Source organism: Geobacillus sp. ZGt-1 (assembly GCF_001026865.1).
In the GTDB taxonomy this organism is placed as follows: Bacteria; Bacillota; Bacilli; order Bacillales; family Anoxybacillaceae; genus Geobacillus; species Geobacillus thermoleovorans.
This window is the reverse complement of the sequence record NZ_LDPD01000190.1, coordinates 1-1,175: the sequence shown is the minus strand read 5'-3', so window position 1 is coordinate 1,175 and position 1,175 is coordinate 1. Positions and strand designations below refer to the sequence as shown.

1 protein-coding gene and 1 pseudogene are annotated in these 1,175 nt (G+C 50.5%); both read right to left on the bottom strand.

Annotated features, from left to right (window positions below; all coding sequences use genetic code 11):
• Positions 1-29: 29 nt before the first annotated feature.
• Complete coding sequence (cas6, locus tag VU18_RS16530) at positions 30-776, bottom strand: CRISPR-associated endoribonuclease Cas6 (RefSeq protein ID WP_021321901.1); 747 nt, start codon at positions 774-776, stop codon at positions 30-32.
• A gap of 166 nt (positions 777-942) precedes the next feature.
• Positions 943-1,175 (bottom strand): annotated as a pseudogene (locus VU18_RS16525) (DUF4351 domain-containing protein); the annotation flags it as partial.

The following is a 1,175-nucleotide window of genomic DNA, read 5'->3' as shown; positions in this document are numbered from 1 at the left end:
GATTGGAGGTCGACGACAATCAGAATGGCTCACTCGCTGATTAACCGAAACATGCCGAATCCTTGGGAATTGCGGCTGCCTAGGCCAACGTGGTATAGAAACGTCAGTTGTTCGGGAGAAGAGGAAAGACGATAATGGCCTAACCAGCCCGTAATATACATATCTTTGAATCGTGTTACCACTCGATGACGGTGGTGGACATGGACAGGCTGGATCACCAATCTCTCTGCTGGCTCGACGCCATAGTACGCTTCGTATTTATGGCGGAAATTCAGCTCCACGAGGTGGGGAAAGACGTCGTCGTCCGGCCCGAAAAAATGCGTTTTCTTTTTGCCATCGATCGTTTCATACGTGCTGTATACGGTCAGCGGGGAGAGCATGGCCACCTCGATGGTGTTTTGGGCAATTTCCACCTTGTCCATCTTCACGCTTTGGACCTCCACCGGCTGATCGTAAAGCCAAATCTCCCGCCGCAGCAACAACTGCTGCCCGAGCTGCTCGGTCAAATCCGGGAGAATCGTGTCGATATGCCATTGGAAATCGTCCAAAAATCGTATCGTTTTCTTTCCCCTATCCACTTCATGCCTTCCAACTAGACGGCTAAACGTAAACAGTTTAAACGATCGCTTCTCATGGCGGAAGCCGATCTCATGCAAAAACGTCGCGAATCGTTCACTTTCTAGCGAACGATACAACAGGCCTTGCAGCAAATGCTGATAATGAAGCGGCAGCGACACGGGGCCTTGCCGCCCGTTCATCGTAATGGTCAGTCTCATGTGAATACCCTGCCTTCTGTAGATAAAAATCACGTGGTACGATTCTCACGGAACAAGCGGCTGAAGTCAAACTTCATGAAAAAAAGGCGGTGGATAACCGCCTTCTTCTTTCCCTCTTACTCATTCAACAGGAAACACCAGGATGAGATCGACCCCCCTTTCCCTCTTACTCGCTCAGCAAGCTTCGAACCTCTTCTTCAGAAAGATCAACCAACCGGGCAATCTCGGCGGCCGTCATCCCTTTTTGCGCCATCGTCTCAATGAGCCGCTTCATTCCTTGCTTCATCCCTTGCTCAAGGCCGCGTTTTACCCCTTCTTCCAGCCCCTCTTTCTTCCCTTTTTGCTCGTAGGAGATGATCAGCTCCAACACTTTCTCTCGTTCTTTCGTTTCCATCGCCT